26 protein-coding genes are annotated in these 24,604 nt (G+C 34.2%); 10 read left to right on the top strand and 16 right to left on the bottom strand.

The window, feature by feature from the left end; translation table 11 throughout:
* Position 1: 1 nt before the first annotated feature.
* The 5 genes from AC5SR4_RS04300 to AC5SR4_RS04320 form a co-directional block, all read right to left on the bottom strand.
* Positions 2–463 (bottom strand): NADH-quinone oxidoreductase subunit C, encoded by a 462-nt coding sequence (locus AC5SR4_RS04300; RefSeq protein ID WP_495358303.1) that lies wholly within the window; start codon positions 461–463, stop codon positions 2–4.
* Positions 464–475: 12 nt separating this feature from the next.
* Complete coding sequence (locus AC5SR4_RS04305) at positions 476–1,057, bottom strand: NADH-quinone oxidoreductase subunit B (RefSeq protein ID WP_495358304.1); 582 nt, start codon at positions 1,055–1,057, stop codon at positions 476–478.
* Positions 1,027–1,377: an NADH-quinone oxidoreductase subunit A gene (locus AC5SR4_RS04310; protein ID WP_495358305.1), complete on the bottom strand. Its 351-nt coding sequence runs from the start codon at positions 1,375–1,377 to the stop codon at positions 1,027–1,029. Before AC5SR4_RS04310 ends, AC5SR4_RS04305 begins: the two co-directional genes overlap by 31 nt.
* A gap of 99 nt (positions 1,378–1,476) precedes the next feature.
* A complete protein-coding gene (locus AC5SR4_RS04315; protein ID WP_495358306.1) occupies positions 1,477–2,490 on the bottom strand; it encodes a 2-oxoacid:ferredoxin oxidoreductase subunit beta in 1,014 nt (337 codons plus the stop codon).
* Between the two features lie 2 nt (positions 2,491–2,492).
* Positions 2,493–4,352 carry a 2-oxoacid:acceptor oxidoreductase subunit alpha gene (locus AC5SR4_RS04320; protein ID WP_495358307.1) on the bottom strand — a complete coding sequence of 620 codons (1,860 nt, stop codon included), beginning with the start codon at positions 4,350–4,352 and terminating at the stop codon, positions 2,493–2,495.
* A gap of 161 nt (positions 4,353–4,513) precedes the next feature.
* On the opposite strand from AC5SR4_RS04320, the gene AC5SR4_RS04325 reads away from it, so the two are divergent.
* From AC5SR4_RS04325 to AC5SR4_RS04335, 3 genes are all read left to right on the top strand, one after another.
* A complete protein-coding gene (locus tag AC5SR4_RS04325; protein WP_495358308.1) occupies positions 4,514–4,864 on the top strand; it encodes a 4Fe-4S dicluster domain-containing protein in 351 nt (116 codons plus the stop codon).
* Positions 4,865–5,132: 268 nt separating this feature from the next.
* Positions 5,133–8,663, top strand: coding sequence for a pyruvate:ferredoxin (flavodoxin) oxidoreductase (nifJ, locus tag AC5SR4_RS04330; protein WP_495358309.1), 3,531 nt, complete (start codon positions 5,133–5,135; stop codon positions 8,661–8,663).
* Between the two features lie 109 nt (positions 8,664–8,772).
* Positions 8,773–9,147 (top strand): HEPN domain-containing protein, encoded by a 375-nt coding sequence (locus tag AC5SR4_RS04335; protein WP_495358310.1) that lies wholly within the window; start codon positions 8,773–8,775, stop codon positions 9,145–9,147.
* Between the two features lie 45 nt (positions 9,148–9,192).
* On the opposite strand, the gene AC5SR4_RS04340 is transcribed toward AC5SR4_RS04335, so the two are convergent.
* The 5 genes from AC5SR4_RS04340 to trmB form a co-directional block, all read right to left on the bottom strand.
* Positions 9,193–9,438 carry a NifU family protein gene (locus AC5SR4_RS04340; RefSeq protein WP_495358311.1) on the bottom strand — a complete coding sequence of 82 codons (246 nt, stop codon included), beginning with the start codon at positions 9,436–9,438 and terminating at the stop codon, positions 9,193–9,195.
* Positions 9,439–10,578, bottom strand: coding sequence for an Mrp/NBP35 family ATP-binding protein (locus AC5SR4_RS04345; RefSeq protein ID WP_495358312.1), 1,140 nt, complete (start codon positions 10,576–10,578; stop codon positions 9,439–9,441). It lies immediately after the preceding gene.
* A gap of 97 nt (positions 10,579–10,675) precedes the next feature.
* A complete protein-coding gene (locus AC5SR4_RS04350) occupies positions 10,676–11,005 on the bottom strand; it encodes an MGMT family protein (RefSeq protein WP_495358313.1) in 330 nt (109 codons plus the stop codon).
* A gap of 3 nt (positions 11,006–11,008) precedes the next feature.
* The gene (locus tag AC5SR4_RS04355; protein ID WP_495358314.1) at positions 11,009–11,638 is read right to left on the bottom strand and encodes a LysE family transporter; all 630 of its coding nucleotides are present in this window, start codon (positions 11,636–11,638) and stop codon (positions 11,009–11,011) included.
* A gap of 2 nt (positions 11,639–11,640) precedes the next feature.
* Positions 11,641–12,315, bottom strand: coding sequence for a tRNA (guanosine(46)-N7)-methyltransferase TrmB (gene trmB, locus AC5SR4_RS04360; RefSeq protein ID WP_495358315.1), 675 nt, complete (start codon positions 12,313–12,315; stop codon positions 11,641–11,643).
* 105 nt (positions 12,316–12,420) lie between these two features.
* On the opposite strand from trmB, the gene AC5SR4_RS04365 reads away from it, so the two are divergent.
* Positions 12,421–13,476 carry a glycosyltransferase gene (locus AC5SR4_RS04365; RefSeq protein ID WP_495358316.1) on the top strand — a complete coding sequence of 352 codons (1,056 nt, stop codon included), beginning with the start codon at positions 12,421–12,423 and terminating at the stop codon, positions 13,474–13,476.
* Here AC5SR4_RS04365 and AC5SR4_RS04370 read toward each other — a convergent pair.
* Both AC5SR4_RS04370 and AC5SR4_RS04375 read right to left on the bottom strand, forming a co-directional pair.
* On the bottom strand, positions 13,450–14,493 hold the full coding sequence (locus AC5SR4_RS04370) for a sensor histidine kinase (RefSeq protein ID WP_495358317.1): 1,044 nt from the start codon (positions 14,491–14,493) through the stop codon (positions 13,450–13,452). The genes AC5SR4_RS04365 and AC5SR4_RS04370 overlap by 27 nt on opposite strands.
* The gene (locus AC5SR4_RS04375; protein WP_495358318.1) at positions 14,493–15,173 is read right to left on the bottom strand and encodes a response regulator transcription factor; all 681 of its coding nucleotides are present in this window, start codon (positions 15,171–15,173) and stop codon (positions 14,493–14,495) included. Before AC5SR4_RS04375 ends, AC5SR4_RS04370 begins: the two co-directional genes overlap by 1 nt.
* A gap of 201 nt (positions 15,174–15,374) precedes the next feature.
* Between AC5SR4_RS04375 and AC5SR4_RS04380 the strand changes: the two genes are divergently transcribed.
* The 3 genes from AC5SR4_RS04380 (at position 15,375) to AC5SR4_RS04390 (ending at position 17,693) form a co-directional block, all read left to right on the top strand.
* Positions 15,375–15,719: a T9SS type A sorting domain-containing protein gene (locus AC5SR4_RS04380; RefSeq protein ID WP_495358319.1), complete on the top strand. Its 345-nt coding sequence runs from the start codon at positions 15,375–15,377 to the stop codon at positions 15,717–15,719.
* A gap of 110 nt (positions 15,720–15,829) precedes the next feature.
* Positions 15,830–16,636 (top strand): T9SS type A sorting domain-containing protein, encoded by an 807-nt coding sequence (locus AC5SR4_RS04385; protein WP_495358320.1) that lies wholly within the window; start codon positions 15,830–15,832, stop codon positions 16,634–16,636.
* 76 nt (positions 16,637–16,712) lie between these two features.
* Positions 16,713–17,693 carry a LuxE/PaaK family acyltransferase gene (locus AC5SR4_RS04390; RefSeq protein WP_495358321.1) on the top strand — a complete coding sequence of 327 codons (981 nt, stop codon included), beginning with the start codon at positions 16,713–16,715 and terminating at the stop codon, positions 17,691–17,693.
* 130 nt (positions 17,694–17,823) lie between these two features.
* On the opposite strand, the gene tyrS is transcribed toward AC5SR4_RS04390, so the two are convergent.
* Positions 17,824–19,119 carry a tyrosine--tRNA ligase gene (gene tyrS / locus AC5SR4_RS04395; RefSeq protein WP_495358322.1) on the bottom strand — a complete coding sequence of 432 codons (1,296 nt, stop codon included), beginning with the start codon at positions 19,117–19,119 and terminating at the stop codon, positions 17,824–17,826.
* 87 nt (positions 19,120–19,206) lie between these two features.
* Between tyrS and AC5SR4_RS04400 the strand changes: the two genes are divergently transcribed.
* Entirely contained in the window at positions 19,207–20,214 is a 1,008-nt protein-coding gene (locus AC5SR4_RS04400) for an NAD-dependent epimerase/dehydratase family protein (protein WP_495358323.1), read from the top strand.
* Here AC5SR4_RS04400 and AC5SR4_RS04405 read toward each other — a convergent pair.
* The 3 genes from AC5SR4_RS04405 to AC5SR4_RS04415 form a co-directional block, all read right to left on the bottom strand.
* On the bottom strand, positions 20,180–20,725 hold the full coding sequence (locus tag AC5SR4_RS04405) for a DUF4296 domain-containing protein (protein WP_495358324.1): 546 nt from the start codon (positions 20,723–20,725) through the stop codon (positions 20,180–20,182). The genes AC5SR4_RS04400 and AC5SR4_RS04405 overlap by 35 nt on opposite strands.
* Positions 20,725–22,071: a dihydroorotase gene (locus tag AC5SR4_RS04410; protein ID WP_495358325.1), complete on the bottom strand. Its 1,347-nt coding sequence runs from the start codon at positions 22,069–22,071 to the stop codon at positions 20,725–20,727. The genes AC5SR4_RS04405 and AC5SR4_RS04410 overlap by 1 nt, the downstream gene beginning before the upstream one ends.
* A 98-nt stretch (positions 22,072–22,169) precedes the next feature.
* Positions 22,170–22,889 carry a polyprenol monophosphomannose synthase gene (locus AC5SR4_RS04415; protein WP_495358326.1) on the bottom strand — a complete coding sequence of 240 codons (720 nt, stop codon included), beginning with the start codon at positions 22,887–22,889 and terminating at the stop codon, positions 22,170–22,172.
* Positions 22,890–23,010: 121 nt separating this feature from the next.
* Here AC5SR4_RS04415 and AC5SR4_RS04420 point away from each other — a divergent pair, with 121 nt between their 5' ends.
* Positions 23,011–23,658: a DUF4271 domain-containing protein gene (locus AC5SR4_RS04420; RefSeq protein WP_495358327.1), complete on the top strand. Its 648-nt coding sequence runs from the start codon at positions 23,011–23,013 to the stop codon at positions 23,656–23,658.
* Between the two features lie 25 nt (positions 23,659–23,683).
* Entirely contained in the window at positions 23,684–24,433 is a 750-nt protein-coding gene (locus AC5SR4_RS04425) for a uroporphyrinogen-III synthase (protein ID WP_495358328.1), read from the top strand.
* Positions 24,434–24,604 lie beyond the last annotated feature (171 nt).

The raw sequence follows: 24,604 nt of genomic DNA on the forward strand, positions 1-24,604 counted from the left end.
ACTATTTTATAACCATATTAATATCGTCTTCATAATCTTTTCTCAAAGGGAATCCTTTCCATTCATCAGACAAAAAAAGACGTTTTAAATTGGGATGATTATTGAATTGTATTCCAAAAAAATCAAAGACCTCGCGCTCATGAAATTCGGCTGTTCTCCATATGTCACAAACCGAATCAAAGGTTGGGTTTTCTCTATTAGTAGTTTTTACTTTTACGACTATTTGATGCCTATAATCAGTGGATTCTAAATGATATACCACACCTAATTCTTCTCCCCAGTCCACACCACTCAAGCAAAACAAATAATCAAATTTGGTTTCTATGTCACTTTTTAATTTTGACATTAAACCGTGAAGGTGTTCTTGCTGAACCGAAATATTTAAAAATTGTGATTCCTCTTCTGAGAATTCCAAGCCTGGAACCCAAGTGGCAATCAAATTTTGTAAAGCTTCATTTGTCATAACATACCGTTTTTATTGACCGTCATCAAACCCATCAATTGGATTGGCTTTATGTTTCATGTTTTCAGTTCGAATCTTATCTTGAAGCATCAGCATCCCTTCTAAAAGCGCTTCAGGTCTAGGTGGACACCCCGGAACGTATACATCTACTGGAATTACGTGATCTGCTCCTTTCACTACCGAATACGTATTGTAAAAAAAAGGGCCTCCAGAAATAGCACAAGCACCCATGGCAATCACGTATTTTGGTTCCGCCATTTGGTCGTACAAACGTCTTAAAACCGGTGCCATTTTATTGACAATAGTCCCTGCAATGATGATTAAATCTGCCTGACGTGGGGAAGGTCTTGCTACCTCAAATCCAAATCGTGAGTAGTCGTGTCTAGCTGCCCCTGTTTGCATCATTTCAATAGCGCAACAGCTAGTTCCAAAATAAAGGGACCACAATGAATTTGAGCGTCCCCAGTTTATGATTTTATCTAAAGATGTAACGATAACATTAGCGCCGTTTCCAGCTGGAATAACCTTTCCAGGAAAATCGTCCGGTATTTGTGGTATGTTTTCTACTCCCATTTCAATGCTCCTTTTTTCCATGCATAAATTAATCCTAATCCTAAAATGAACAAGAAAAGAAGAATCTCTATAAAGCCTATGGCCCCAAAATCTTTAAAAACTACGGCCCAAGGCACAAGAAAAGCGACCTCAACATCAAACACCAAGAACAAAATTGCAAATAAATAATACCCCACTTTAAATTGCACCCAAGTTGGTCCAATGGTAGACATCCCACTTTCATAAGGTTCACGCTTTTGGGCATTATCCGATTTATGGGAAATTAAATTTGACAAGAAATTTGCTCCAGCAACCAGAACAATTCCGGCAATTAAAAATACGATGATGGCTTCTGATCCCATTTAAAAATTCTTTTTAACAATTCAAAATTAGTGGTAAATATTTGCCTTTTAAATGACATAAGTCAGTTTTCAAAAATTTATTTCGCAAATGTCTTGCTCCTATTTTACCATGTATATTTCTCCAGAATAAAACAGGTCATTTGTTTCTTTAAATTTAGAGTTTGCCTTAACTTGCTTTGTTAAAGCATCTTCTCGTTCTTCAAAAGTCACATCATCAAAACTTCTAATGATTCCTGTTGCTAATGGATACGTTAATCGCACTAACATTTGGTGTAGTGTTGGATCTTTTTCTTTAGCATTATGCACTAAAACATCGGCTTCTGTAATGCCATTTTCTCCTATATTAACTACTTCAATTTTTAAACCATTTAAAACCAATCCTTTATTTCGGTTTTTGCCAAAAATCATTGGTTTTCCATGTTCTAAAAAAATCTGCTTATCCTCTTTAACATCCTTACTAGTTACATTACTATAACATCCATCATTAAAAATAACACAGTTTTGTAAGACCTCTATTAGAGAAGTTCCTTTAAATTTATGGGCTTCTATAATGATCTGAGAAATATCCTTAGGCACATTTCCCCCTATTCTTGCAAAAAAGCGAGCATTGGCACCAAGGGCTAATTCTCCTGGACTGAAAGGAGGCTGAGTGTTTCCATATGGTGACGATTTTGTTTTTTGACCAACCAATGAGGTTGGTGAAAACTGCCCCTTTGTTAATCCGTAAATCTCATTGTTAAAAAGAACAATATTTAAATCAACATTTCTTCTTAAAACATGAATAAAATGGTTGCCTCCAATAGCCATAGAATCACCATCTCCTGTCATTACCCAAACACTTAAGTTAGGATTAGCCATCTTTACTCCTGTAGCAATTGCAGGCGCTCTACCATGTATTGTATGCATACCATAGGTATTCATATAATAAGGAAAACGTGATGAACATCCTATGCCAGATATAAATACAACATCTTCTTTTTTAACTCCCATTTCTGGAAGTGCTTTTTGCATTGAACGTAAAATAACATAGTCGTCACATCCTGGACACCACCTTACTTCCTGGTCACTTTCAAAATCTTTGTAAGTGTATTTTTTTTCAACGATTGTTTCCATATTTATTTTACTATTTTTTTAAATTCATCGATAAGTTCATTATTCCCAAATGGCAAACCCTGAACCTTATTAAACTGTAAAAACTCAAAACCACTGAAATTCATTCTTAAAATATTGGCAAACTGACCGTTGTTTAATTCACAAACAAGAATCTTTTTGAATCTTGACAATAAATCTTTTGTGTTTTTTGGAAGTGGATTGATATAATTAAAATGTGCAAACCCAATAGATTTATATCCTTCTTGGTTTATTTGCTTTACTGCCGAGTGCAAAGAGCCATATGTTCCTCCCCAACCAACAACCAACAAATCGCCAGAATCAGCAAATTCAGTTTTAATCTCTGGAATATAATTTTCAACACGCTTTACTTTTTCAGCTCTCAATTGTGTCATCTTTTCATGATTTTCAGGAGCTTGGTTTACATTTCCCGTAATACTGTCTTTTTCCAAACCACCAACCCGGTGTTCTAACCCAGGTGTTCCTGGAATACCCCAATTACGGGCCAATGTGTGTTCATTTCTGGTATACGGATGCCAGTTTTCAACTCCAGTTTTAGTAATATTGTTCTTTATGTCCGGAAGTTGGTCAACACTCTGAATTTTCCAGGGAGCAGAGCCATTTGCTATATAACCATCTGTCAATAAAATAACGGGGGTCATATGCTCCAAGGTCAGCTTTGCAGCTTGAAATGCAAAATCAAAACAGTTTGCTGGTGTACTAGCAGCAATCACTATAACAGGACTTTCTCCATTTCTACCATACATAGCTTGCATTAAATCGGACTGTTCGGTTTTTGTTGGCAAACCTGTTGATGGTCCCCCACGCTGCACGTTAACCACAACCAATGGTAATTCCACGGCCATAGCCAATCCCAATGCTTCTCCCTTTAGGGCTAATCCTGGTCCAGATGTTGTAGTTATGGCTAAATCGCCTGCAAAAGACGCTCCAATGGCCGATGTAATTCCTGCAATTTCATCTTCAGCTTGAAAGGCCTTAACACCAAAGTGTTTGTGTTTAACCAACTCATGTAATATATCTGTTGCAGGTGTAATAGGGTATGATCCTAAAAACAGCTCTAATCCAGATTTTTCGGCCGCTGCCAAAAAGCCCCAAGCTGTCGCTGTATTTCCCATAATAACCCTGTAGGTTCCAGATGCCATTTTTGCTGGCGAAATAGTATAGGCATTTGGTATAAGCTCTAATGTTTCAGCAAAATAATATCCTGCGTTTAGAACCTTAGTATTGGCTTCAATTAAATGGGGTTTTGTTTTAAATTTTTTATTAAAAAAATCAATAGTATGCTCTTTTGCACGACCATACATCCAGTATACCATTCCTAAAGCAAACATATTTTTACTTCTAATAATGGTCTTGTTATCCAATCCCTCCACACTCTTTAAAGCTTCTTTGGTTAATGAAGTCATATCAACTTGAATTACCCTATAATTATCCAAACTATGGTCTTCAAGTGGATTCGATTCATATTGTGCTTTTTCAAGATTTTTTTTAGTAAATGCATCCGCATCAACTATAATAGTATGTCCAGGTTTTAAAGCATATAAATTGGTTTTTAACCCAGCCGGATTCATAGCTACCAACAAATCCAAATTATCTCCTGGTGTACTTACTTCTACACTTCCAATATGCACTTGAAAACCCGAAACACCATATAAGCTCCCTTGTGGCGCTCTAATCTCTGAAGGATAGTTTGGAAACGTTGCAATATCATTTCCAAACATGGCAGAAGTGTCAGAAAACTGGGTCCCTGTTAACTGCATGCCATCACCTGAATCTCCAACAAATCTAATTACAACGGCCTCTAAGACCTCTGGTTGAATCTTCTCTTTTTCTGTCAATATCATGTATTACATATTTAGTTAATTTATTGAATTCATTAAATGATACTGTATTTAATGTGCCTAAATATAACTTCACTTTTTATTATGAAATATGATTTATGTCATTAAAAAGAATTCAAATTAGATTTAATATTGTAATGTATTTATAATAAAAAACTTAAATTATGGCTATAATTATAACAGATGAATGCATAAACTGTGATGCATGTGTTGCGGAGTGTCCTAATAACGCCATTTATGAGCCAGATCAAAACTGGTCTTATTCTGATGAAACTGCTTTATCAGGAATAGTAACAACTCCTAGTGGCAATGAAGTCGATGCTGATGCAGAAAATGATCCGATTTCTGATGAATTCTATTTTATTGTTTCAGACAAATGTACCGAGTGCAAAGGATTTCATGATGAACCTCAATGTGCTTCCGTATGCCCTGTAGATTGCTGTGTCCCTGATGAGAATCACGTAGAATCTGAAGAAGCGCTCTTGGCTAAAAAAGCTTGGTTACACGGCGAGTAAATTTATCATTAAAAATTTTGTTTTGTTTTTTAGTAATATTACTAACCTAGTTAGTAATATTACTTAATCAATTGATTTATTGTATATTATATTTTTGGATATTCTACTTTTTGTGCCCAAATAAAACCCTTTCACTAAATACTTTTACACTATATTTTGCTTGAATTGATTTTTTTGCTTAGCTGACATAAGTCATAGAATTAGTGATACGCTATTTGTAATTTCATACCACTTATTTAGTATCTGAAATTAATAAATTATAAGTATTATGGAAAAAGGATTTGAAAAGCTCATATGTGACGCCAATGAAGCTGTAGCAAGAGTAGCACACAAAACGAATGAGGTTTGTGCTATTTACCCAATAACACCCGCATCACCAATGGGCGAACATGTGGATGTTTATAGTTCAAAAGGTCAAAAAAATATTTGGAACAATATACCTAGAATAGTTGAAATGCAAAGTGAAGGCGGTGCCGCAGGAGCAGTCCATGGGTCCTTACAAGCTGGTGCATTAACTACAACATTTACCGCATCACAAGGATTACTCCTCATGATTCCCAATATGTATAAAATAGCAGGCGAATTATTGCCTAATGTTATTCATGTAGCTGCACGAACAGTAGCTACACATGCACTTTCAATTTTTGGTGATCATTCCGATGTTATGGCGGCAAGACAAACTGGTTTTGCTATGCTATTTGGAAGCTCTGTACAAGAAGCACAAGATTTTGCATTAATTTCCCAAATTGCTACATTAAAATCAAGAGTGCCTTTTTTAAATATTTTTGACGGGTTTAGAACTTCGCACGAAATTTCAAAAATAGACAGTATTCCTGACAAGGTTATTAAAGCAATGATGCCAGAGGATAAGATTATGGAACACAAAAAGCGTTCTCTAGATCCCGATCACCCTGTAGTTAGAGGTACATCTCAAAATCCAGATGTCTTTTTCCAAGCTAGAGAAGCATCCAACAAATATTATCAAAACGTTCCTGAAATTGTTCAAAATACAATGGATGAGTTTTACAGCCACACAGGACGTAAATACAACTTGTTTGATTATATAGGTCACCCCGAAGCTAAACGTATTATAATTATTATGGGATCTGGTGAAGGCGCAGTTAAAGAAACTGTATCTGAATTGGTTGAAAGAGGCGAAAAAATAGGCGCTCTTTTGGTTCGATTATATAGACCGTTCTCCATTAAAAACTTTATACAAGCACTACCCCAAACTGTTGAAAAAATAGCTGTACTGGATCGAACTAAAGAACCTGGAAGCGTTGGCGAACCACTTTATTTAGATGTTATTTCTGCTATAAATGAAAGCAAAAGACCAATACCAATTGTTGTTGGTGGTAGATATGGACTTTCTTCAAAAGAGTTCAATCCTAAGATGGTTAAAGGCATTTATGACGAATTATTAAAAGCAAAACCAAAAAACCATTTTACTGTAGGTATTAATGACGATGTAACAAACACAAACATTGAAATTGATGAGCATTTTTCTGTAAAACGCACAACTATTAATTGTATGTTTTACGGATTAGGTTCTGATGGTACTGTTGGTGCCAATAAAAACTCTATTAAAATTATTGGAGATACAACTAATAATTATGTACAAGGATATTTTGTTTATGACTCTAAAAAAGCAGGAGCACAAACTATTTCCCATTTACGCTTTGGCCCAGAACCCATTTATTCTACCTACCTAATTGATAAAGCTGATTTTATCGCAAGCCATCAATTTAATTTTATTGAAAAATATAACATGCTATCCGACCTAAAATTAGGTGGTACATTTTTATTAAATTCACCATTCTCAAAAGATGAGATTTGGAATGAATTACCAAAAAGACTTCAAAAAGAAATTATAGATAAAGAAGCTGAATTTTATGTTATTGATGCTAGTAAAGTAGCTCTTGAAGCCAACCTTGGTAAACGTGCCAATACAGTTTTACAAACTTGTTTCTTTGCTATTTCAGGAATTTTACCTAAAGAAGAGGCTATTCAAAAAATTAAAGATGCCATTGTAAAATCATATTCTCACAAAGGAGAAAAAATCGTAAAAATGAACTTCAATGCGGTTGATAAAGCACTTGAGAATTTACAAAAAGTAGAATACCCAAAAATATCAAATAGCGAAAAACCATTATTATCTGCAATGACAGATGCTCCCGATGGATTTGTAAAAGAAGTCTTGGAGAAAATATTGGCTGGTGCCGGTGATGAACTGCCTGTAAGCGCTTTCCCTGTTGACGGCACATTCCCAACTGGAACCACACAATATGAAAAGCGTGGTATTGCCGATTTTGTTCCTGTTTGGGATGATGAAAACTTATGTACACAATGTAATAAATGTGTGGCTATTTGTCCGCATGCAGCAATCAGGTCAAAAGTTGTTTCAAATGATCTTTTAGCCAATGCACCATCATCATTAAAGGCAGTTCCTGCAAAAGGACGTCCTTTCAATTCTGAAACAGAATCTTATGTATTACAGGTTTCACCAGAAGACTGTACAGGTTGCGACCTTTGTGTAGCTGTTTGCCCTGCCGTTAGTAAAGAGATAGACGATTTCAAATCTATCAATATGAAGAAAAAATTGGATGTAAAAGCCAATGAATCTGCTAATTGGGATTATTTTGTTAATCTTCCTTATTATGATAGAAATGAGTTACAAATTACCAATATTAAAGGGTCTCAATTCTTGGAGCCATTATTTGAATTCTCTGGTGCATGTTCTGGTTGTGGTGAAACGCCATATATTAAATTGCTAACCCAATTATATGGTGATAGTATTTTAATTGCTAATGCAACAGGATGCTCCTCAATATATGGAGGTAATTTACCAACTACACCTTACAAAACAAATGAATTTGGTAGAGGTCCTGCATGGGCAAACTCCTTATTTGAAGATAATGCAGAGTTTGGCTTAGGCATGCGATTAGCACTTACTAAAAAACAAGAAATTGCAGTAGACCTATTAAAGTCTTTAGAACCTTTGGTGGGCAGTACAATCGTTGAAGCAATAATAAACAATCCGGAGGTAACCGAGACTGAAAAAGCCAAAAAGAATACTGATATTTTAGAGCTTAAGAAGACGTTGGAAGTCATTAACAATGAAGATGCTAAAAAGTTAAATCATTTAACTGAATACTTACGAAAAAAAGCTGTTTGGATTCTTGGTGGTGATGGTTGGGCCTATGATATAGGATATGGCGGTGTCGATCATGTTTTAGCTTCTGGTGAAGATATTAATATTTTAATATTAGATACCGAAGTATATTCTAATACTGGTGGGCAAACCTCCAAAGCAACCCCTCTTGGTGCTAGTGCTAAATTTTCAGTGTCTGGAAAACGAACCAGCAAAAAAAGTTTAGGCTTACAAGCTATATCTTATCAAAATGTATATGTTGCTCAAGTGGCCATAGGTGCTAAAGATTTACAAACACTTAAAGCCTTAGAAGAAGCAGCCGCTTATCCTGGACCTTCAGTAATTATTGCTTATTCACATTGTGGTGAGCATGGCTATGATTTAAAACATGGTGCTGAGCAACAAGAAAAAGCTGTAGATTCTGGTTATTGGCCTCTATTTAGGTTTAACCCATTACAACCAAAAGGGAAAAAATTTAGGTTAGATTCTAAAAAACCAACAATTCCTTTAAGTGATTTTATGTATAATGAAACACGATTTACAAGAGTTGTGAAAGATGATGCTGTATTAGGCAAATCATTACTTGATCAAGCACAAGAGGAAGTGGATTCAAAATGGGAACGCTTAGAGCTTTACAGAGACATGTAATTAAAAGTCTTAGCTAAAGTTCAATAACAAGTTTTATTCTAAATGTCATATGAGATGATGACATTTAGAATAAAACTATTATAATTATTAACTCTAAAATACTTTTATCATGGAAAAAAAAGCCAAAGAATTATTTGTAAATGCCCAAGAGAGATTGAATGAAGCAAAACAAGAATTGTTTAGACCACAAGAAGATATTGTATCTTACTCTGTTTGTAAAAATTCCCAATTTGCTATTGAAAACTATTTAAGAGGTTATCTTTTTAAAAATGGAGTAGACCCCACAGCTTATGAAACAATTGACAGTCTTTTTGAGCAGTGTAAACTTATCAATAAAGGATTTGAAAAAGTAGATCTATCTGATTTTGATTGTAAATCATATAAGATAGATTCAGGATATTGTAATGAAATCTCAAAAGTTAGTAGTTGTTTTGATGCTGCAGACAATTTAGATACTTTTCTTAGACAAGAAAAAATAATTTAATCTGAAAAAGTCATTTATCAGAAGTATAAGTAAAATGATTATATTTTAAGATTGTATATTAATTACTTGTTCAATTTGTGGAACATATTTTTTAATTGTCATTTCCACACCAGATTTTAATGTCATTTGGTTAACATTACATCCTACACATGTCCCTTGCAATTGCACTCTAACCAAGGTATCATTTTCTTCAATTGACAACAGTGAAATATCACCACCATCACTTTGTAAAAACGGGCGAATTTCTTCTAACGCTTTTTCAACATTTATTTTAACTTCTTCTGATGTCATCTACTTCTTTTTAACTGCTGAACATCCAGCCATTGTTGTAATTTTTATAGCTTCAGTGGGGGGCAAATCTTCATTGCGTCTAACAACTTCTTGCACCACATTTTGTGTTAACTTTTCAAATGCTTGCTCTAAAGCTGTAGCTGTTTGCAACGCTGCTGGACGTCCTACATCGCCAGCCTCTCTAATGCTTTGTACTAAAGGTATTTCTCCTAAAAATGGCACATCTAAATCGGATGCCAAATTTTTAGCCCCTTCTTTCCCAAATATATAATATTTATTGTCTGGTAATTCTTCTGGCGTAAAATAGGCCATATTCTCTATAATTCCCAATACAGGAACGCTTATACTGTCTTGTTGAAACATAGCAACTCCCTTCTTGGCATCTGCCAATGCAACATTCTGAGGTGTACTTACTACCACAGCTCCCGTAATGGGCAAAGATTGCATAATACTTAAATGAATGTCGCCCGTTCCAGGGGGCAAATCTAAAAGCAGGAAATCAAGCTCACCCCAGTGTGCATCAAAAATCATTTGGTTTAAAGCTTTAGCCGCCATAGGACCACGCCATACCACCGCCTGATTAGGCTGTGTAAAAAACCCAATGGACAAGACTTTAACGCCGTAGTTTTCAATTGGTTTCATTTTAGACTTTCCCTCTATGTTTATTGCAAGGGGTTTTTCGGTTTCCACATCAAACATAATGGGTATGGAAGGCCCATAAATGTCTGCATCTAAGACACCTACCTTAAAACCCATTTTAGACAAGGTAACGGCTAAATTTGCTGTCACTGTAGACTTGCCAACGCCACCTTTTCCTGATGCTACTGCTATAATATTATTAATGCCTGGTATTGGATTTCCCTTTATAACATTTGGCTTTGGTTTTGCCGGTGCATCTACTTTTACATTAACCGTAATTTTGGCTTTTTCATAAACCTGATCGTGAATGGTTTTAAGAATATCCACCTCGGTCCGCTTTTTGGCTTGTAAACTGGGGTTCTTTATCGTTATGTCCACAACCACTTCATCGCCAAAAGTCATAACGTTTGTTACGGCTCCGCTTTCAACCATGTTTTGACCTTCACCTGGTACTGTTATGGACTCTAATGCTTTAAGTATATCTTGTTTATTGAGCTTCATTCACTATTTAGATTAATTCTAAGATGCAAATATACAGTGAATTGTTTAGAATTTAAAGCGATTACATGGAAATGATTTATACTAATATTTAGTTTAATTATAATGATTTTGAGGGATCCCAAAATACCTTGTCAAAATTTTGTATTTGATTATCTTTAACTTTAATCCCTTCGCTTTCTAAAAGCTGTTGCATTAAATTAGTGCCTTCAAAATGATGCTTACCTGTTAATAGCCCTTTTCTATTAACCACACGATGCGCAGGAACTTCTTTACCCACCGAACCATTCATGGCATACCCTACCATCCGAGCACTTCGTGAAGCACCAAGGTATTTTGCAATGGCACCATAACTGGTAACACGACCATAAGGAATTTGTTTTGCTACTTGATAAACTTTATCAAAAAAATTTAAAGTTTCTGCTTTCATAAACTACATTTCTTTAATGATATTAATTAAAGTAACCACAGAAATAATCCCTGTAATACTTCCTATAATGTAGTTCATATTTTTTTGTGAAGCGATTGGCTTGTCTTTTATTTTATGAAAAAAGAACATATAGATATATAGCATAACAAAGGTCCCCATAGCTGCTCCAGCCATATATGCTATAATACTAATTTGACTAAAATCCAACCAACCAAATGATGCTACTGTAATTGTCATGTAAGCCTGGTAAGGAATCGGGAAGACATTTATTGCAGACAAGAACATGCCTTGAAAAAAACGACTATGCTTACTCCGTATTTGAGGTTCTACAACCTTTTTGGGCTGCTTCTTGGCTACTAGTAAATAATAAACTGTAATGAGTACAAAAATTACAAAAGCAACACGCTGAAGAACATCCACAACCTCAGTATGATTACTTAAATACCTAGCAAAAATGGCAGCTATGTACGTTTGCAATAAAACAATAACACAAACACCCATTGAGAACATAATGCCTCTTACATGCCCTTCTTTTAAACTTATTTTTGCGGCTGTCATGTTTAATAGCCCTGGTGGCACAACACCAATTAAAGCTATAAACAAACCTAAAAAGAAAATAAAAGTTATATTCAAAACTATTTAATTTTAAATCGAATATACGTAATTGGTTTGTTTTGTTCTAAATACTGTGACTCATAAAAGGTTTGAATACTTGTAACCTCTTCAGGGCTGCCTTCTTGTTTATACACGTTGTGATTGGCATACAATACTTCGTGCCCCTCTCCATGTAACAGTCCCAATGTATAACCGTGCATAAATTCGCTGTCGGTTTTAAGGTTTACAATTCCTTCGGGCTTTAAAACAGTTTTATAGCGCTTTAAAAAAGCGGTATTGGTCATACGATGCTTGGTACGCTTATATTTTATTTGCGGATCTGGAAAAGTAATCCAAATTTCATCAACCTCTTGCTGGGCAAAAGCATACTCAATAAGCTCGATTTGTGTACGCAAAAAAACAACATTGGGTATGTTTTCCTCAATAGCTGTTTTAGCGCCTCTCCAAAATCTGGCGCCTTTAATATCAATCCCAATAAAATTCTTATTTGGATATTTTTTTGCCAAGGCTACAGCATATTCACCTTTTCCACAGCCTAATTCTAAAACTAAAGGGTTTTTATTTTTAAAAATAGTTTTGTTCCAATGTCCTTTTAATGAAAACCTATTGGTTATCAACTCATCCCTAGAAGGTTGAAATACATTTTTAAAAGTCTCATTTTCTCGAAACCTCTTTAGCTTATTTTTACTTCCCACGTGTTAATTTCTATTTTTTTAAATTATTAATTAATGTTAAAAAATAATTATTTGGTAAAATTAAGGAAATATACGAGAGTGGTAATATGCTTATCTTTGAATTTAATGAAAAAAAGAATTTTAGTAGCACCTCTAAATTGGGGGTTGGGGCACGCTACTCGGTGTATTCCCATAATAAACATGTTAATTGCCAATGGTTTTGAACCAATCATTGCAAGTGATGGTGTTGCACTAACACTATTGCAAAAAGAATTCCCTAAACTTTCATCTATTGAATTACCTTCTTATAATGTTACGTATGCTAAAAAAGGGAAACATTTTAAATTAAAGATGCTAAAAGATTCCCCTAAGCTTCTTAAGGCTATTAAAGCTGAAAAAAAAGCCATTAAAATCTTCATTGAAAACAACACGATTGCCGGTATTATTTCAGATAACAGATTAGGTGTTTATAGCAAAAAAGTGCCTTCAATATTTATAACGCATCAACTAAATGTTTTAAGCGGCACAACCACTTGGTTTAGTACAAAACTTCATGAAAAATTTATACAGAAGTTTAACGCTTGTTGGGTGCCAGACACTAAAGGAGAAATAAATTTAAGCGGCAAACTGGGGCACCCAAATACTTTTGAAATACCTACTGAGTATATTGGTCCTTTAAGTCGATTTGAAAAAAAATCATTGAACATTGTAAATGATGTATTGATCTTGCTTTCTGGGCCTGAGCCCCAACGAACACTACTGGAGGAAAAGCTGCTTTTGGAATTTAAAAACTATCCTAAAAAAATTGTTTTTGTTAAAGGTATTATGGAACAGGAACAAACCATGCAAACAATAGGCAACATGACACTTTATAATTTCATGACATCTGATTTATTAGAAAAAACCATAAATGAAAGTGCCTTGGTTATATCACGTTCTGGTTATACAACTTTAATGGACTTGGCAAAGCTTAATAAAAAGGCTTTTTTTATACCAACTCCAGGTCAGTTTGAACAAGAATATTTAGCAAAGCGCCTTACTGAATTAAACTTAGTACCCAGTTGCAAGCAAGAGGAATTTACAATAAGTAAAATAAACGATATTGCCTGTTTTAAGGGTTTAAAGGCCTTTGATTTTAAAGTAGATTTTAAAACACTATTTAGCCTTTTCGAGAGTAAATGAAAATTCACTACCCACACCAAAATCACTCTCTACATAAATTTTCTCATCGTGTGCCTCAATAATGTGCTTTACTATAGACAACCCAAGTCCAGATCCGCCTTCTTTTCTAGAACCACTTTTATCAACCCTATAAAACCGTTCAAACAATCGGGGTAAATGTGTTTTTTCTATGCCCTCACCATTATCGGTAACCCTTACAATAACTTTGTTTTTAATTAAGTTTTCAATACTTACTTCTGTAGTACCTTTTTCTCTTCCATACTTAATAGAGTTAACAACTAAGTTTGCAAGCACTTGTTGTATACGCTCTTTATCGGCATTTACTAGAACTGGTTTAGGATAATCAATATCAAAGGTGAGTGTTATTTTTTTCTTGGCAGCTTTCATTTCAAACATATCAAATACGTTCTTTACCAATTCCACAATATCAAAAACCTCTATATTTAAACTTAAATCGCCCACTTCCAACTTAGTTATCATATCCAAGTCCTTAATAATGTACCCCAAACGTTCTACACCTTTATTGGCTCTTTCTAAATATTTCGTCCTAAGGTTTTTATCATCCATAGCACCATCCAACAGAGTTAAAAGATATCCTTGAACAGTGAACAATGGTGTTTTTAACTCGTGCGACACATTACCCAAAAATTCTTTTCTGTAGTGTTCCCTAACTTTTAGAGTTTCTATTTCAATCTTTTTGTCTTTTGCAAACTTATCAATCTCTTGGGTTAGGGTTTGCATATCTGTTGTAATGGTTCCCTTTGTTAAACTTGTGGACTCTAAAAGCGTTAAATCGTCGTATATTTTTTTAACCCGCTTGTAAATAAATTTTTCCACTCTTAGTTGAACAACCAAAAAGGAAAAAAAGTATGTACAAAGCACAAAAGCCAACAAATAGAAAATATTGAAGGTGTAAAAAACATATAAAAAAACACTCGTTAAGAGCGTTATAAATATGGTAATGTATAGCGATGTTTTTATCGCAAACTTATACGATTTTTTAAATTTTAACTGCATTAATCTACAAACTTATAGCCTACCCCTTTTATTGTTTTAAAACTATCATCTCCTATTTTTTCACGAAGCTTTCTAATGTGTACATCTATAGTACGACCACCAACTACAACTTCATTGCCCCATACAGTATCTAGTATCTCATCACGTTTAAAAACTTTTCCTGGTTTAGACGCTAGTAAAGATAACAATTCAAACTCTTTTCTTGGTAAAATAATTTCTTTTCCTTTTGAAGTGATTTTGTATTCGTCTCTATTTATTACCAAGCTGCCCACTTTAACAGTGTCTGTTGTCTCTTCTTCTTTAAAACGCCTTAACAACGCCTTTACTTTACTTACCAAAACCTTAGGTTTTATAGGCTTTGTTATATAATCATCGGCTCCAGCATCAAACCCAGCTACTTGCGAATAATCTTCTCCTCTGGCAGTTAAAAAAACTATGAGTGTATTTTGTAAATCTGGATTTTTTCTAATGAGTTCACAGGCTTCAATACCATCCATTTCTGGCATCATGACATCGAGAATTATTAAGTGGGGTATCTCTTTTTTTGCCTTCTTTACTCCTTCTTGTCCATTTTCAGCAGTAATTATTTGGTACCCTTCATTTGATAAATTGTAACCAACTATTTCCAAAATATCTGGTTCATCATCAACTAATAATATTTTAATATCCTTTTTATTCATCCTTAAGACATTGTTAAACTTTCTTTAAGAAGTAAAGATAAAACTATTAACACAAATACATTAAAATATTAAAATTAATAACATTAAGGTAACAATCCAATTACATCAATTTAATTTTTCGGTTAAATAACAAAATCTTTAACATTTTTTTGGAATGACTTTTGTTGTAATTTATTACCTTTATAACGTTGAATTTTACCTATGGAAAAAAACTACTTTTTAACTTTATTTTTTGTCTTAATATTTTTAGCTGCCCAACAAGGGATTGCTCAAAATAGTATAAGCCAAAATCCTCCTGTTCAACAAAATATAGAAAATCTATCTATATACCCTAATCCGGTAACAAACGGTAAAACTTATATCTATATTACATCTAGGCGTAATTTAACTAAGAAAATAGAATTCTTTGACGTTTTAGGCAAACATATCTTCACTACTGTAATAACTGGAAAAGAATTAAACATTTCTAACTTGAGTAAAGGCGTGTATATTTTAAAAATCACAGAAAACAATATCAGCGAGACCAGAAAATTAGTGATTAAGTAGTAAATACGTGTTTTTTTTATTAATAACAGCAAAATATGCTGTTTTTTTTGGATATTTTTTAAAAATGTAAGTATTTTGTTTTTAATAAAAATTTTAAACTTACATATTTTATGATCAAATCTTACTTTATTACATTTAACTTATTAATTTCTATGCTAGCTTTCGGGCAGACTAATGTTGGTATTACAGGTAGTGTTGACGGTGTATATATCAACGAATTCCATTATGACAATGATGGCATAGATACTGGTGAATTTGTTGAAATAGCTGGTCCTGCAGGAACCGATTTAACAGATTATACCATAATTATTTACAATGGCAATGGCGGTGGTGTTATCACCTCTAAAGATTTAAGTGGTACTATTGACGACGAAGGCAATACTGGAGTTGGTGCCATTGAAGTTGTATTTTCTAAATCCATACAAAATGGTTCTCCTGATGGCATAGCACTTGTTAAAGCCGGCTCCACTAATATGCAGTTTTTAAGCTACGAAGGAAGCTTTACCGCTACTGCAGGAGATGCCATTGGGCTTACTTCTGTAGAAATTGGAGCTACAGAAAGCAGCGCCACCCCATTAGGGTATTCATTGGAATACGATGAAGACTCAATGTCTTGGATAACCATTACTAGTAGTACACCTGGAAGTTATTCGCAAGGCCCAACACTATCGATTAAAGAAAAATTGATTGAGGGTTTTAAAATAACCCCTAACCCCGTTTCGTCAACAGCTATTACTGTGTCTAGCAAAAACCATTCTAAAATAGATATTGCTGTATTTGATATTGTTGGTAAAGAGGTTTTACACAAAACCATGAATACTAATAAACTGGACATTTCTAAATTAAAAGCAGGAATCTACATTATTAGAGCTACTCAAAACGATGCCGTTTCGACAAAGGAATTAATCGTTAAATAATTTAAACCGCCATTGTAAATTTAGAGCGCTACTGTTTAGTAGCGCTTTTTTATTTTATCTACTTTTGTTATTGTCTATGGTAAATAGCAATTCTATTTTTAATATTAATACGCCAAGCGATTTTGAAAGCTTAGCACTCCAGGTTTTTAAACATCAGTTTGAAAACAACAGGGTGTATCGTTCTTTTTGCGATCTACTGTATAAGCATCCCAGTAGTATTAAGTCTATTAAAGATATCCCTTTCTTGCCCATACAATTTTTTAAAACACATGAAGTTTTAAGCTCTAAAAATAAGATTGAAACCATTTTTACAAGTTCTGGCACTACAAGTAACTTAAACAGCAAACATTTTGTTACCGATATAGCTGTTTACAAAACCAGTTTTGAAAAAGGGTTTGAAACATTTTATGGTCCTATTGAAGACTATGTAGTTTTGGCATTGCTACCTTCCTATCTAGAGCGTGAGGGCTCCTCATTAATCTATATGGTAGACGCGATGATTAAAAAGTCTAAACATCCTGAGAGTGGCTTTTACTTAAATAATCATGACGCATTAAAAGATGCTTTAAGAACCTTGGACTCCCAAAATAAAAATGTATTGCTTATTGGCGTATCATTTGCCCTATTAGATTTGGTTGAAACCTATCAATTTAAATTAAAAAATACCATTGTTATGGAAACTGGTGGCATGAAAGGAAGAAGGAAAGAATTAATTAGAGAGGAACTCCATAATAAATTAAAGGCGGGGTTTGGCATTCAAACAATTCATAGTGAATATGGAATGACGGAATTGCTAAGTCAAGCATATTCCAAAGGGAACGGACTTTTTAAATGCCCACAATGGATGCAAGTTTTAACTCGCGATACTGAAGATGCTTTAAGTATTTTAACTACCGGAAAAGCAGGCGGTATAAACATTATAGATTTAGCCAATATTAATTCCTGCGCGTTTATTGCAACCCAAGACTTGGGTAAAGTTTACAATAATGGAACATTTGAAGTTATTGGACGTTTTGACAACTCCGATATCAGGGGCTGCAATCTAATGGTCTTATAAATAATTGCTATTACATGTAAGGTTTACTAATTACACCCGACTACTACACCAGCTAAGAATAAAGAAAGATTGATTTTTAGTTGGTTGGTTAGTAAGTTGAGGCCTGGTTGTATAACCAGGCCTCAGTTTTTTATACCAAGGTTAAAACAAAATAGCTCTTTTTGCCGCGTTGCAACAATACAAACTTATTGTTAATTAAGTCCTTTTCAGTAATCATATACCCTTCTTTCACTTTTTCTTTGTTAACCGAAACAGCATTTTCCTTTAAGGCACGACGCGCTTCACCATTCGACTTTAAAAACCCACCTTTTTCGGCTAAAGCCACAATAATATCCAATCCGTTTTCTATATCGCTCTTAAATATTTCTGTTTGCGGCACCCCATCAAAAACATCTAAAAATGTTTTCTCATTAAGCTGCTTTAAATCATCGCTGGTAGATTTTCCAAAAAGGATTTCACTGGCCTTAATCACATTTTCTAAGTCTTCTTTAGAATGTACCATGGTTGTAATCTCTTCGGCCAATCGTTTTTGCAAAACACGCAAATGAGGCGCTTCTTTATGTTGGGCTATTAAATCGTTTACAGCTTCCTCCGTTAAAAATGTAAAAATCTTAATATATTTTTCGGCATCCTCGTCACTTGAATTTAACCAATATTGATAAAATTTATACGGCGAGGTTCTATCAGCATCCAACCAAACATTACCTCCTTCAGATTTTCCAAATTTTGAACCATCGGATTTTGTGATTAGAGGACAGGTAATTGCAAACCCTTTCCCTCCAGAAATTCTTCTAATCAATTCTGTTCCTGTGGTAATATTACCCCATTGGTCGCTACCTCCCATTTGTATGGAACAACCATTTTCTTTATATAAATGAAGAAAATCGTAACCCTGTACTAATTGATAGGTAAACTCTGTAAAACTCATTCCCTCAGATGATTCTGAAGAAATTCTATTTTTTACAGAATCTTTGGCCATCATGTAATTAACCGTAATGTGCTTACCCACGTCACGAATAAATTCAAGGAACGAAAAATTTTTCATCCAATCATAATTGTTTACTAAAACAGCTGCATTATCGGCATCACTTTCAAAATCCAGGAAATGGGCCAATTGCTTTTTAATGGATTCTTGATTATGGCGTAAGGTCTTTTCATCCAACAAATTACGTTCACTCGATTTTCCTGACGGATCACCAATCATACCTGTTGCACCACCAACCAATGCTATGGGCTTGTGCCCACAACGCTGATAATGAGCCAATAACATAATAGGCACTAAATTTCCAATATGTAAAGAATCTGCCGTAGGATCAAAGCCCACATAAGCGCTTCGCATGCTTTCCATTAAGTGGTCTTCAGCACCGGGCATAACAGTATGTATCATCCCCCTCCAAGTTAACTCTTCAACAAAATTCTTTATCATTTCTTCTTATTTTTGGTAAACTACGGCAAAGATAAAAATCAATGGATAATTACTCATGTATTATGAATAATTCTTTACTTTAGTTGCATGATTTTAGTAACGGGAGGTACTGGTTTAGTTGGCGCACATTTACTTTACAAACTTGTTAGCAATAACGAAAAGGTTAAGGCTATTTATAGAAGTGAGCGTAAATTAGCCCATACCAAAAATGTTTTTGCCTCTTACACAAATGACTATATACCGCTTTTTGAAAAGATAGAATGGATAGAAGCTAACATATTGGACATTCCATCATTACAAGATGCTTTTAAGAATATTTCTTATGTGTACCATTGTGCAGCTTTTGTCTCTTTCGAACCCGACAAATACCATTTGCTTAGGAAAACAAATATTGTTGGCACTGCCAATATTGTGAACCTATGCATAGCAAACAAGATTAAAAAGCTTTGTTATGTTAGCTCTATAGCTACATTGGGAAATGCTACTAACAACCAACCCATTACTGAAACTTCCATTTGGAATACCGAAGAGGACCATAGTGTTTATGCCATTACAAAATATGGCGCAGAAATGGAGGTTTGGCGCGCTACACAAGAAGGCTTAAATGCTGTTATTGTAAACCCTGGGGTAATTTTGGGTGCCGGTATATGGAAGTATGGTACCGGGTCTTTATTTAAAAAAGCAAAACAAGGATTAAAGCATTACACTTCTGGGACTATTGGATTAATTGCTGTTGAAGATGTTGTTTCCATTATGATAGCACTTTTAAAAAGCAACATAACCAACGAACGCTACATTTTGGTTGCCGAAAGTTGGACCTATAAACAGTTTTTAGAAACTTTGGCAATATCGGTCAATTCAACACCTCCTAAAACGCTTGCAAACAAAAAACTACTTGGCTGGGGGTGGAAGCTAGATTGGTTATGGCATAAATTAACTGGCAAGCGAAGACAGCTAACCAAACATTTGGCTAAATCTTTATCTACAAAAACCAATTATAGCAGTAGTAAAATTAAAGCAGCTCTAAGCTATCAATTTAAAGATATAAACAACACTATTATTAAGGTTGGAGGTCAGTTTCTGAAACAGGATTAATTAAAACGCCCTCAACTTCAGCTTTCTTTTCCAATAAAACTTCAGTTAAAGAATCCCTTTCCCGTTTTAACTTTAAGGAGTCCCTTACTTTTAAGGCCGTTATAGAATCTTCTTTCTTCTTTGTTAAGGACTTGATAGAGTCTACCATTTTTTCTTCTTCGGCTTTCTCTAAATCGGCCAAATAGGTTTTAAGTTTATCCAAGCTATCAATAACTTTCTTGTAAATTTCCTCGTAGTCCTTTACGTGGTAGGCATAATAATCATTGCTCAATTTAAATTGCAAACTATCTATACCATATTTATTAAACACATAACTGTCTGGGTCTATACCATGCGATTCCATAATTTTTCTGTTTGCAGAAGTGGCAGAACCAATTAATCTGGCATCTATTAAAATATCCACCATTTGGTCTTTAGAAATCAGGTTCTTAGGTTTCTTGGGCCCATTAAAGTTGCCACAAGCTGTTATAAAAACCGCTATACTTATATATCCAATAATTTGTTTTAGCATTATCTTTTAAAAGTTAATCGTTTAGCAGATTTTACATTGGTAAACTTTGCATTTTGATAAACAATACTACCATTTATAAGTGTGTGTGTAATTCTAGACCTAAAGGTTACACCATCAAAAGGCGACCACCCACATTTATATAAAATATTATCTTTTTTCACAGTCCAGGGATTGTTTAAATCCACCAAAACCAAATCGGCAAAATAACCTTCCTTAATATAGCCTCTTTTTTCTATTTCAAATAAGATAGCAGGGTTATGACACATTTTTTCAACAATCTTTTCAATAGATATTTTGCCCTTATGGTACATTTCTAACATAGCTGGCAAAGCATGCTGAACCAACGGTCCACCTGAAGGTGCCTTTGTATAAACGTTTTTCTTTTCTTCTAAAGTATGCGGGGCATGGTCTGTAGCTATCACATCTATTCTATCGTCCAATAAAGCATCCCATAACTGACTTTGATCCTTTTTTGTTTTTACAGCTGGGTTCCATTTTATCAAAGTACCTTTTTTATCATAATCCTCATCAGAAAACCACAAATGGTGAATACAAACCTCAGCAGTAATTTTTTTATCTTTCAATGGTATTTTGTTACTGAATAAATTGGTTTCCTTTCCTGTGGAAATATGAAACACATGTAATCTTGCTCCTGTTTTTTTTGCCAACTCAATCGCTTTGGACGATGACAAATAACAAGCCGTCTCACTTCTTATATCAGGATGGCACGTTATAGGAATTGCTTCTCCATAACGATCTAAATGCTCTTGAAAATTCTTTTTTATGGTAGCCTCATCTTCACAATGCACCGAAATAACCATGTTTGTGCTTTTAAAGATTTTTTCTAACACCTGTGGGTCATCAACCAACATATTTCCTGTTGAAGACCCTAAAAACAATTTTAAACCAGCAACTGTTTTAGGGTCAACCTTTAAAATCTCTTCCAAATTATCGTTAGTCCCACCAAACATGAAAGAATAATTAGCATACGCTGTTTTGGATGCTATCTCAAACTTTTCTTCCAACTTCTCAATAGTTGTTGTTTGGGGGGTTGTATTGGGCATTTCTATAAAAGAGGTAATCCCTCCAGCAACAGCTGCCTTAGATTCGGTTTCAATGGTTGCCTTATGGGTTAAACCAGGTTCTCTAAAATGGACCTGGTCGTCTATGACCCCTGGTAATAAATATTTCCCTTCAGCGTCAAGTACATGTACTTCAGAAGACTTAGCACTAATAGATTCGTTTATCTCTTTAATAAACTCTCCTTCAATTAATATATCGCCCTTAAAAATAGTGCCCTCATTAACAATGTTGGCATGCTTTATAAGTGTTGTTTTAGGTTTCATTTTTTAGTTTATAAAGATTTAAAGTAAAAGGCCTTTAATACATACTTATGCCTAGCCCCTTTTACCTTTTTACTGCTTTCTACTTTTAGTTTTAGTTTTCACTTAAACAGACTTTTCAATTTCATGGAAATAACCCCAAATATGGCTTCCGAAATTATCCCCGAACTTAATTTAGATTCTCCTCGTGTTCTATCGGTAAATATTACAGGAACTTCTATAATTTTAAACTTTTTTAAATACGCTTTAAACTTCATTTCAATTTGAAACGCATATCCAATAAATTTAATAGCATTTAAATCTATGGTCTGTAGTACCGCTCGCTTGTAGCACACAAACCCTGCCGTGGTATCATGAATTTTCATCCCGGTAATTAGGCGCACATATTTTGATGCAAAGTACGACATGAGCACCCTGCTCATGGGCCAATTTACAACATTTACACCTGTTATATAACGTGAACCAATAGCAACATCTGCACCCTTATTATGGCAAGCATAGTGTAGCTTTACTAAATCGTTGGGGTCATGTGAAAAATCGGCGTCCATTTCAAAAATATATTTATACGCTTTATTCAAACTCCACTTAAAGCCATGAATATACGCTGTACCCAATCCAGATTTTTCTTTTCTAACTTCCAAAAACAACCTGTTTGGGTAGTCCTCTTGTAGTTGTTTAACTTTTAAAGCGGTCAAATCAGGAGAATTATCATCAACTATTAAAATATGGACACTGTCTGATTTAGAAAATACCGCATGTATAATAGCCTCAATATTCTCTATTTCATTATAAGTAGGGATAATAACAATTGTATCTGTCATTCTTGAACTTTCGTGAAACAGGTTTAAATTTTAGCAAATGTACATTATTAAGACTTTATTTTTTTTAAATATTCCTTAATAATTAAAGCAACTAATAAAATATTTGTAATAATTTTACAAGATGCTTAGAGAAACTATATCAAACGAATTATTTACAATTTTCTTGGTTACGGGTCTTATTTCCATAGCTATTACAAAACTAATAGCCCCTAAACGTTTTAGTGATTTTATTTATGTTTTAGGAAACTCTAAGTACCTAAAAATTTATGCACGCGAACAGAAATTCTTTGACAAGTTTGAAGCTTTATTGTTTTTTAACCTTATCCTTACAGCATCTGTTTTCACTCTAATTATTTACCAAAAGATAACAGGCATTAAAACCATTTCTATTGATACCATTGTTAAGTTAGGGTTTGGCATTGGTGTTTTTATTTTAATAAAGGTCATGATAGAACGCTTAATTGGCAGCCTATTTGAAATTGATAATTTAACCGACCAATACCTTTTTCAAAAAATAACTTATAAAAACTATTTGGGCCTTTTATTATTACCCATTAATGCGCTACTTCTCTATAGTTTTAACCCATCGCTAATAATTATTTATGCCATTGTTATTTTATTGTTAATTGTAAATATAATAGGGCTTATAACAACCATTAAAACCCATCAAAGTCTAATAAAAAACAACTTATTTTATTTTATTTTGTATCTTTGCACACTTGAAATCGCGCCCTATGTTATATTATACAAGGTGTTTATTTCTAAATGACCATTAACTATTTGTATTTGCAACTATGAAAGTGAAAACCATTTTAGTATCTCAACCAGAACCTAAAATAGAAAACTCGCCTTACTTCGATTTAATAGAAAAACAAAAAGTAAAAATAGATTTTAGACCTTTCATTCATGTTGAAGGTGTTTCTGCTAAGGACATAAGACAACAAAAGGTAGATTTAAAAAACTATACTGCCATTATTTTAACCAGTAGAAATGCAGTTGACCACTTCTTTAGAGTTGCTGAAGAAATGCGCTTTAAAGTGCCCGATACGATGAAATATTTTTGCCAATCGGAAGCTGTTGCCTACTACCTGCAAAAATATGTTGTATACAGAAAGCGTAAAATATATGTTGGCAAACGTACATTTTCAGAGCTTTCTCCGCTCATTAAAAAATATAAAGACGAAAAGTTTTTATTACCAAATACGGACAAAGTTAAAGAGGAAGTGCCTCAAACGCTAGATGCTTTGGGGGTAAATTGGAAACAGGCCATTTTTTACAAAACGGTTGTTAGCGACCTCTCCGATTTGGCAGATGTATATTATGATGTTTTGGTGTTCTTTAGCCCATCGGGAATTGAGTCCTTATTTCAAAACTTCCCTGATTTCAAACAGAACGACACCAGAATTGCTGTTTTTGGCGATACCACTATTAAGGCCGTAGAAGAAAAGGGATTGCGTGTAGATATAGCAGCACCTACTCCTGAAACGCCATCCATGACCATGGCTTTGGAAAAGTATATTGAAAAAGCCAATAAAGGAAAATAAGTTACCCGATAGTATTTTAAACATAGGTTAAAGCATGTTTAACATGTGTTGGAGCTCCTAAAACATTCTTAAGAGCATGTTTAACCAATTCCTCGCTTTAGGTGTTTAGTTTTTGTCCTAAAAAGTCCGTATCTTCCCAAAAGCCGTATATTTATTAACTAACATTTAAAA

This window comes from Aestuariibaculum scopimerae, from assembly GCF_059428085.1.

Excerpts from the sequence above, each read along its gene's own strand:
- AC5SR4_RS04300 (WP_495358303.1), bottom strand. The coding sequence starts at position 463 with ATGACAAATGAAGCTTTACAAAATTTGATTGCCACTTGGGTTCCAGGC.
- AC5SR4_RS04305 (WP_495358304.1), bottom strand. The coding sequence starts at position 1,057 with ATGGAAAAAAGGAGCATTGAAATGGGAGTAGAAAACATACCACAAATA.
- AC5SR4_RS04310 (WP_495358305.1), bottom strand. The coding sequence starts at position 1,377 with ATGGGATCAGAAGCCATCATCGTATTTTTAATTGCCGGAATTGTTCTG.
- AC5SR4_RS04315 (WP_495358306.1), bottom strand. The coding sequence starts at position 2,490 with ATGGAAACAATCGTTGAAAAAAAATACACTTACAAAGATTTTGAAAGT.
- AC5SR4_RS04320 (WP_495358307.1), bottom strand. The coding sequence starts at position 4,352 with ATGATATTGACAGAAAAAGAGAAGATTCAACCAGAGGTCTTAGAGGCC.
- AC5SR4_RS04325 (WP_495358308.1), top strand. The coding sequence starts at position 4,514 with ATGGCTATAATTATAACAGATGAATGCATAAACTGTGATGCATGTGTT.
- nifJ (WP_495358309.1), top strand. The coding sequence starts at position 5,133 with ATGGAAAAAGGATTTGAAAAGCTCATATGTGACGCCAATGAAGCTGTA.
- AC5SR4_RS04335 (WP_495358310.1), top strand. The coding sequence starts at position 8,773 with ATGGAAAAAAAAGCCAAAGAATTATTTGTAAATGCCCAAGAGAGATTG.
- AC5SR4_RS04340 (WP_495358311.1), bottom strand. The coding sequence starts at position 9,438 with ATGACATCAGAAGAAGTTAAAATAAATGTTGAAAAAGCGTTAGAAGAA.
- AC5SR4_RS04345 (WP_495358312.1), bottom strand. The coding sequence starts at position 10,578 with ATGAAGCTCAATAAACAAGATATACTTAAAGCATTAGAGTCCATAACA.
- AC5SR4_RS04350 (WP_495358313.1), bottom strand. The coding sequence starts at position 11,005 with ATGAAAGCAGAAACTTTAAATTTTTTTGATAAAGTTTATCAAGTAGCA.
- AC5SR4_RS04365 (WP_495358316.1), top strand. The coding sequence starts at position 12,421 with ATGAAAAAAAGAATTTTAGTAGCACCTCTAAATTGGGGGTTGGGGCAC.
- AC5SR4_RS04370 (WP_495358317.1), bottom strand. The coding sequence starts at position 14,493 with ATGCAGTTAAAATTTAAAAAATCGTATAAGTTTGCGATAAAAACATCG.
- AC5SR4_RS04375 (WP_495358318.1), bottom strand. The coding sequence starts at position 15,173 with ATGAATAAAAAGGATATTAAAATATTATTAGTTGATGATGAACCAGAT.
- AC5SR4_RS04380 (WP_495358319.1), top strand. The coding sequence starts at position 15,375 with ATGGAAAAAAACTACTTTTTAACTTTATTTTTTGTCTTAATATTTTTA.
- AC5SR4_RS04385 (WP_495358320.1), top strand. The coding sequence starts at position 15,830 with ATGATCAAATCTTACTTTATTACATTTAACTTATTAATTTCTATGCTA.
- AC5SR4_RS04390 (WP_495358321.1), top strand. The coding sequence starts at position 16,713 with ATGGTAAATAGCAATTCTATTTTTAATATTAATACGCCAAGCGATTTT.
- tyrS (WP_495358322.1), bottom strand. The coding sequence starts at position 19,119 with ATGATAAAGAATTTTGTTGAAGAGTTAACTTGGAGGGGGATGATACAT.
- AC5SR4_RS04400 (WP_495358323.1), top strand. The coding sequence starts at position 19,207 with ATGATTTTAGTAACGGGAGGTACTGGTTTAGTTGGCGCACATTTACTT.
- AC5SR4_RS04405 (WP_495358324.1), bottom strand. The coding sequence starts at position 20,725 with ATGCTAAAACAAATTATTGGATATATAAGTATAGCGGTTTTTATAACA.
- AC5SR4_RS04410 (WP_495358325.1), bottom strand. The coding sequence starts at position 22,071 with ATGAAACCTAAAACAACACTTATAAAGCATGCCAACATTGTTAATGAG.
- AC5SR4_RS04415 (WP_495358326.1), bottom strand. The coding sequence starts at position 22,889 with ATGACAGATACAATTGTTATTATCCCTACTTATAATGAAATAGAGAAT.
- AC5SR4_RS04420 (WP_495358327.1), top strand. The coding sequence starts at position 23,011 with ATGCTTAGAGAAACTATATCAAACGAATTATTTACAATTTTCTTGGTT.
- AC5SR4_RS04425 (WP_495358328.1), top strand. The coding sequence starts at position 23,684 with ATGAAAGTGAAAACCATTTTAGTATCTCAACCAGAACCTAAAATAGAA.